A 6,726-nucleotide genomic window follows, 5' to 3' on the forward strand; every position below is an offset into this window, starting at 1 on the left:
GGATTGGGGAGACATCATGACAACCGTTTCATCGACCTCGCTTCTGCGCATCGCCGTCCTGCCCGGCGACGGCATCGGGCAGGAAGTCGTACCCGAGGGCCTGCGGGTGCTCGACGCGGCGGCCTGCCGTTTTGGCATTGCACTGCAACTCGATCATTTCGATTTCGCCTCGTGCGCCTACTACCAGCGCCACGGCCAGATGCTGCCTGACAACTGGAAGGAGCGGATCGGCGGGCATGATGCGATTTTCTTTGGCGCCGTCGGCTGGCCACAGACCGTGCCCGATCACATCTCGCTGTGGGGCTCGCTGCTGCAATTGCGGCGCGAGTTCGATCAGTACGTCAACCTGCGTCCCGCGCGGCTGATGCCCGGCGTGCGCTCGCCGCTGGTCAAGCGCGACGGCAGCGCCTACGCGCCGGGCGAGATCGACATGCTGATCGTGCGCGAAAACACCGAGGGCGAATATTCCAGCATCGGCGGGCGCATGTATCCCGGCACCGGCCGCGAGATCGTGATCCAGGAAACGGTGATGAGCCGGGTGGGTGTGGATCGCGTGCTGCGCTACGCCTTCGATCTGGCGCGCAGCCGCCGGCGCAAACACCTCACGTCGGCCACGAAATCCAACGGCATCTCCATCACCATGCCGTATTGGGACGAGCGGGTTCAGGTCATGTCCGCCGACTATCCCGATGTGACGCGCGACCAGTTCCACATCGACATTCTCACCGCGCATTTCGTGCAGCGTCCGCAGGCGTTCGACGTGGTGGTGGCGAGCAATCTGTTCGGCGACATACTCTCCGATCTCGGCCCCGCGTGCTGCGGCACCATCGGCATCGCGCCTTCGGCCAATCTCAACCCGGAGCGGCGTTTTCCTTCCTTGTTCGAGCCGGTGCATGGTTCGGCCCCCGACATCGCGGGCAAGGGTATTGCCAATCCCATCGCCCAAATCTGGAGCGCGGCGCTCATGCTCGATTTCCTGGGACATCGCGACGCGCACGACGCCATATTGCGTGCGATTGAAACCGTACTCGCGCCCGAGAGCGGCGCACCGCGCACCCCCGATCTTGGCGGAACCGCAACCACGGTCGATCTGGGCCGGGCGGTGGCCGATTGCATCTGACTCATGGCTAGAATACGCGGTCTTGCGCGCAGGCAGCGCAGCCGCTGACACGCCGCATTGACACGGGCAAATGCTCCCGGCTCTAATCGCCAGACTACCGCTTCGCGCCCGCGCAAATCGCGGTTTTTGAGCAGGGCGGGCGTTGCGCTTTATCCAGACCGATCCAGACTGAAGAGGGACACAAGTGAACAAGGCCGAACTGATCGAACACATCGCCAACAACGCCGATCTCAACAAAGCCCAGGCAGGTCGCGCACTCGACGCACTGGTCGATGCCGTGCGCCGCACCCTGAAAAAGGGCGACAGCGTGTCGCTGATCGGTTTTGGCACCTTTGCCGTGACCAAGCGCGCTGCGCGCACCGGCCGCAACCCCCGTACCGGGGCGGCCATCAAGATCAAGGCCGCCAAGATTCCGAAGTTCCGTCCAGGCAAGGGACTCAAAGACGCCATCAAGTAATTCGCCCAGAGGGTAGGCGCGCACCCAAACGCGGCCGTCCTCAGGCAACAAACCGGGTGCTTAGCTCAGTTGGTAGAGCGGCGCCCTTACAAGGCGTAGGTCGGGGGTTCGAACCCCTCAGCACCCACCATCGGTTGTTGCCCTGCTTGTCGATATCACACTTGTCATTCCTCTCAGAGCCTCTCTGATTGCCTTCATGCCGTCTTCCCGCACTTGCCGGCGGGCCTGAACGACGGCAAACCATGCGGGCAAGCCACCGCATTGCACTCTTCTCCAAAACAGCGCCATCATGCTCGAATCCATACGCAAACACAGCAAGCTGATGCAAATCGTGCTGTTCGTGTTGATCTTTCCGTCTTTCGTGCTGTTTGGCATTCAGGGCTACTCCAGCTTCGAGGGCAGTGCGGATGCGGTGGCCAAGGTGGGTGGCCAGACCATCACCATGCAGCAGCTCGACGCGGCCAACCGCGACGAGATCGCGCGCCTGCAAAGCATGCTCGGCAGCGCCGTGGACATCAAGCAGCTCGACACCCCCGAGCAGAAAATGCGCACCCTCGACGGCATGATTCGCCAGACCCTGCTGCAACTCGAAGCACGGCGCGAACATCTCGAAGTCACCGACGCCCAAGTGCAACAGGCCATTCTGCAGATCCCGCAGATCGCCGCGCTGCGCAAACCAGACGGCAGTTTCGATGTGCAGGCCTATCGCAGCCTGATCGCCGCGCAGGGCATGAATACCGCGCAGTTCGAGGCGCAGGTGCGCGAGCAGCTCATCCTGCAGCAAGTACTCAGTGGCCTGGCCGGATCGGTGATCGACAGCCAAGCCTTGGCCGAAGCTGCTGCCAAGGCGGCGGTCCAACAGCGTGAAATACGCTTGGCCCTGTTCAAGCCCTCTGACTATGCTGCGCAAGTGCAAGTGACGCCGCAGCAAGTCGAGGCCTTCTACAAGAACAACACCTCCCGTTTTCAAAAGCCCGAGTCGGCCGATATTCAATATGTGGTTTTGGATGCCGCGGAAGTCGCTGCAGGCATCAAAGTCAGCACCGAGCAAGCCAAGGCTTATTACGACGCCAACCTCGCCAAGTTCTCCACCCCTGCCGAGCGCCGCGCCAGTCATATCCTGATTGCCGTTCCCGCCGATGCCACTCCGGCGCAGCAGGAAGAGGCCAAGGCCCGCGCCGAGGCCATCGCCAAACAGGTGAAGGCCGATCCCGCCGAATTTGCCGCGCTGGCGCGCAAGGATTCACAAGACCCTGGCTCCGCCGATAAAGGCGGCGATTTGGGCTATTTCACGGCCAGTGCGATGGTCAAGCCCTTTGCCGAAGCCGTGTTCGGCATGCACAAAATCGGCGACATCGTCGGGCCGATCAAAACTCAATTCGGCTATCACATCATCGAACTCACCGGCATCAAGCCCGGCGCCCAGCAACCCTTCGACGCCGTGAAGTCCGATATCGAAAAACAGTTGCAGCAGCAAGCCGCGCAGAAGCAGATGGCCGCCGACGTGGAGACCTTCACCAACGCGGTATTCGAGCACCCCGAGAGCTTTCAGCCCGTCGAAGACAAGCTGCATCTGAAGGTGCAAACGGCCAGCAACGTCACCCGCACGCCTCAGCCTGCCGCTCCAGGGACAGTCAATCCGTTGTCGAGCAAGACCTTCCTCGAAGCCTTGTTTTCCGAAAACAGTCTGCGCCATAAACACAATCTGCAGGCGATCCAGATTGCCCCCAACGTCTGGGCCTCCGCCCGCGTGCTGTCGTATAGCGCGGCGCAGACGCTGCCCTTTGCCCAGGTGCAGGCACAGGCGCGGGAAATTCTGGTCGATCAGGAAGCGGCCAAGCTCGCCCGCAAGGCCGGAGAGCAGGCGCTGAAGTCGCCCGCGACAGCACCCTTTGGCGCGCCGCTGATACTCAGCCAGACCCAGCCAACCCCCGATGTATCGCCGATTGTCGTTTCCCGGGCATTTGGTTTGAACCCCACCAAGTTGCCGGTAACGGCGGGTGTCGATCTTGGCGCACAGGGCTATGCCGTGCTGCAGCTCGACAAGGTGATCGAAGGCCAGCCATCCGCCCAACTCATCGGCGCGGCCGCCAACGCCGAACAACAGGCGCTGACCCAGGGCGTGATGAACGCTTATATCGAAGCCTTGAGGAAGCGTTTCGGCGTGGAAGTTCTCTACAAACCCAAGTCCGAGCCAGCCGCCGCTTGACCGACGCGCCTGCTGGCAATCGAAAGGCACCAGACTTTCGTATAAAATGTTTTTTTCTGCGGTGGCTGTAGCTCAGTTGGTAGAGTCCAGGATTGTGATTCCTGTCGTCGTGGGTTCGAGTCCCATCAGCCACCCCAAAGAAACAGCTTAAAAACGCGCACTTGGATGCGCGTTTGTTTTTTTCGGGGAACTCTTCAGTGCCCCCAGGGTCGGCGAGCCGACCCGCCCCCGTGGGGGTCAAGAAAACTTGGGGCGGTCCGGCGTTTCCTTGAGAGCCTTTCCACCTCTTCGTCGTTGCGTTGGTTGTCGTGACCTGCCAGCGCGCCGTTGACCAGGATCGATATCAGCCCCCAATGTTCAGTGTTCATCGTAGAACTGACTTCGGTTTGAAACCCCGCCCTTCAGGGCGGTGGGAGCCGCAGACCTCGGCCTGAAGGCCGAGGTTTCGGTGACCGTTTTGGCAGGGGATGTAAACCCCTTTCAAAACACATTGGACCGACAGGCCTGAAGGCCTGTCGCTAATTTCTTGCTGCGGCTGCGATGAAACTGCCGAGCAGCCCATAGGCGAAAATCACTGCCAGCACAGGCGGTTGCGTCAGGCACGCTCATTTTTCATTGCTCGCGGCCACGACCACGAAGGCGCATTGCCCGCGCCCCGGCCGCAGGGCCTCGATCTCCCGCGTCTTGGGCAGCGGATGCGCGAGCGTCTGCCCCCAGGCTTGGATCGAAAATCCCGCTTCCAAGAGCAAGCGCTCCAATTCGGTAGCGGAATAGAAGGTCGCCTCGCGGTAGAACACATCCTCGGACTGATGCGCCAGATACTCCTGCCCCAGGGCGCTGTCGCGGTCGATGAAGCCCATTGTGAGGCGCCCGCCCGGCTTGAGCACGCGACGCGCCTCGGCCAGCATTCTTTCGGGGGAATCGACAAAACAGATGGCGGTCACAACCAGCGCATGGTCGAAGGTATCGTGTTCGAAAGGCAGGTTTTCCGCCGTGCCCAGCACGACCTCGATGCCGCGCGCGGTGGCATAGGCCAGCATCTCCGGCGAGGGGTCGATGCCGACCCGAATGCCCAGCGGGGCGGCAAAACGCCCGCTGCCCACCCCGATCTCCAGGCCATATCCTTCCCAAGGCACAAAAGGCCGCAGCGCGAGCAGCTCCGAGATGTAAGCGGCCTCATGCTCGCCGAACCAGGCCTCGTAGCGCAGATGATGTTTCTCGAAGGGGGCGGCCTTAGGCATGGGAAAGCACCTCCCGCAGCGTGTCGACGAAGCGTCGATTGTCCTGCGGCAGCGCGGTGGTGATGCGCATATAGCCGGGACCGAGCGCTGCGTCGTTCAGCGGTTTGATCAGGATGTCGCGGCTGCGCAGTTGCTCGGCGACCGCGGCCGCATCGTGCGGCGCGAAATCGGCCAGGAAGAAATAGGTCTGCGTCGGGAAGGTGCGCACGCCCAGCGCGCGCAGCTCCGCAGCGAGTTCCTCGGTCCAGGCCTGCAACCGGGCGGCGCGGGCGCGAATCTGGTCCTCGTGCTGCAGTGTCGCGATGGCCGCCGCCTGGCTGGGACGGGCGAGCGGATACGCATCATTGTGGCGGTTGAAGTCGTCGGCAACGGCTTCGGGAAAGATGCCGTAGCCGACACGAAAACCAGCCAGGCTGTGGGCCTTGGACAGGGTGCGGGTGACCAGCAGGTTGGGGAATTCGGGGACGAGGTGTGCGACCGACTGTCCGGCCAGGCCGATGAAGGCTTCGTCGACCAGGAAGCGCGTCTGCGGATGGCGGCGCAACAGCTCCGGCAGCGGCGCCATGTCGAAGATGCCGCCGTTGGGGTTGTTGGGATTGACGATCACCACGAGGGTGGTGTCGTTCGGAATCACCAGCTCGCGCAGGTCGAAGGCGAAGTCCTGCTCCGGCAGCAGGCGCTGTTCGGTATGTTGCTGGGCGATTTCGGGAAACAGCACGTAGGTCGGCGTCAGCAGGTGGACCCGCTGCCCGAAGCGGTCGAAGATCTGCCGCAGGATGAGTTCGGAGCCGGCGTTGATGTGGATGAGGCGTTCGGGCACGCCGATCTGCTCGCTGATGAGCCGGCGCAGCGGAGCGGAATATGGTTCGGTATAGTAGTTGCTGCGTGCGACCTCGGTCTGCGCGGCGGTGATGGCCTCGTCGATCGGCGGCAGCGGGTTTTCGCACAGCAGCAGCTTGATGCCGCCGAAAGAGCCTCCGCCTTTCTCGCTCAGGGATGTCAGGGCTGCTCCTTTTCCCGGACCTGCTGTTCGCGCTGCATCTGTCGGGGCACTGTGCCCGCTTCCGGCTCGCCCTGGGGCAAACTGCCGACCAAGTACAGCGCCACGGCCCGGTCGGGATCGGTTTCCGTGGTGATCAGCCCCTCGATGTGCTTGCTCGCAAGGCGCGTCACCATCCCCTGGCCCATGCCGCCGGTGATCAGCACCTGCACCCCATCCAGGGGATGAGGCGCATCGGGCGGGCTTGCGTGGAAGGACTGCTCCAAGGGCAATTCCAGCAAGGTCTTGTCGACGACCCGGCCCTCGATGATCTCGTAGATCCAGAACTTCCGACAACGCCCGGCATTCGCGGTGACCTGCTTGCGATTCTGGCTGGTAATGGCGATTTTCAATGAAGGCCTCCGAGGGATGTCGTGTTCGCAGCGAGGCGCAAACTCAAACGCGCCTGAACGTGAGCCGTGTCCCCATCTGACGATACCCCGTCGGCTTTGGGAAGCAACGATTCAATTTGACGATCGATCTTAACCGAGCGGACGCATCGGATCGAAAGAAGCCATCGACAGGCTTGCTCTTGTCCCGGCCCCGATTTTTCTGGACACGAATTTGGGGTTCAATCGTGTCTGAAGAAGGAGTCGTGAAATGCTGAATGAGTCGAAGGTGGGAGGGGTTGCGCCGGGCTCGCTGGAAGGAGCGCGTAGC

General features: G+C 62.2%; 6 protein-coding genes and 2 tRNA genes. 5 read left to right on the forward strand and 3 right to left on the reverse strand.

Features of this window, described 5'->3' with window-relative positions; genetic code table 11:
• The first annotated feature begins 16 nt into the window (after nt 1-16).
• The 5 genes from RBR52_RS11200 (at nt 17) to RBR52_RS11220 (ending at nt 3,923) form a co-directional block, all read left to right on the forward strand.
• Nucleotides 17-1,120, forward strand: coding sequence for a tartrate dehydrogenase (locus tag RBR52_RS11200; protein WP_320377343.1), 1,104 nt, complete (start codon nt 17-19; stop codon nt 1,118-1,120).
• 184 nt (nt 1,121-1,304) lie between these two features.
• Entirely contained in the window at nt 1,305-1,577 is a 273-nt protein-coding gene (locus tag RBR52_RS11205; protein ID WP_320377344.1) for an HU family DNA-binding protein, read from the forward strand.
• Between the two features lie 54 nt (nt 1,578-1,631).
• Nucleotides 1,632-1,707: transfer RNA gene (locus RBR52_RS11210), tRNA-Val, on the forward strand.
• Between the two features lie 159 nt (nt 1,708-1,866).
• Nucleotides 1,867-3,786 carry a SurA N-terminal domain-containing protein gene (locus RBR52_RS11215; RefSeq protein ID WP_320377345.1) on the forward strand — a complete coding sequence of 640 codons (1,920 nt, stop codon included), beginning with the start codon at nt 1,867-1,869 and terminating at the stop codon, nt 3,784-3,786.
• Between the two features lie 61 nt (nt 3,787-3,847).
• A tRNA-His gene (locus RBR52_RS11220) sits at nt 3,848-3,923 on the forward strand.
• 468 nt (nt 3,924-4,391) lie between these two features.
• Here RBR52_RS11220 and RBR52_RS11225 read toward each other — a convergent pair.
• Genes RBR52_RS11225 through RBR52_RS11235 form a run of 3 tightly spaced genes read right to left on the reverse strand, consistent with a single transcriptional unit; the run spans nt 4,392 to nt 6,419 of the window.
• Nucleotides 4,392-5,027, reverse strand: coding sequence for a class I SAM-dependent methyltransferase (locus RBR52_RS11225; protein ID WP_320377346.1), 636 nt, complete (start codon nt 5,025-5,027; stop codon nt 4,392-4,394).
• A complete protein-coding gene (locus tag RBR52_RS11230) occupies nt 5,020-6,030 on the reverse strand; it encodes a pyridoxal phosphate-dependent aminotransferase (protein WP_413818319.1) in 1,011 nt (336 codons plus the stop codon). Before RBR52_RS11230 ends, RBR52_RS11225 begins: the two co-directional genes overlap by 8 nt.
• Nucleotides 6,027-6,419, reverse strand: a complete 393-nt coding sequence (locus tag RBR52_RS11235) for a NifB/NifX family molybdenum-iron cluster-binding protein (protein ID WP_320377348.1) — start codon at nt 6,417-6,419, stop codon at nt 6,027-6,029. The genes RBR52_RS11230 and RBR52_RS11235 overlap by 4 nt, the downstream gene beginning before the upstream one ends.
• Nucleotides 6,420-6,726: the final 307 nt, after the last annotated feature.

The organism is Thiomonas sp. (assembly GCF_034007205.1).
In the GTDB taxonomy this organism is placed as follows: Bacteria; Pseudomonadota; Gammaproteobacteria; order Burkholderiales; family Burkholderiaceae_C; genus Thiomonas.

Excerpts from the sequence above, each read along its gene's own strand:
- RBR52_RS11215 (WP_320377345.1), top strand. The coding sequence starts at position 1,867 with ATGCTCGAATCCATACGCAAACACAGCAAGCTGATGCAAATCGTGCTG.
- RBR52_RS11200 (WP_320377343.1), top strand. The coding sequence starts at position 17 with ATGACAACCGTTTCATCGACCTCGCTTCTGCGCATCGCCGTCCTGCCC.
- RBR52_RS11225 (WP_320377346.1), bottom strand. The coding sequence starts at position 5,027 with ATGCCTAAGGCCGCCCCCTTCGAGAAACATCATCTGCGCTACGAGGCC.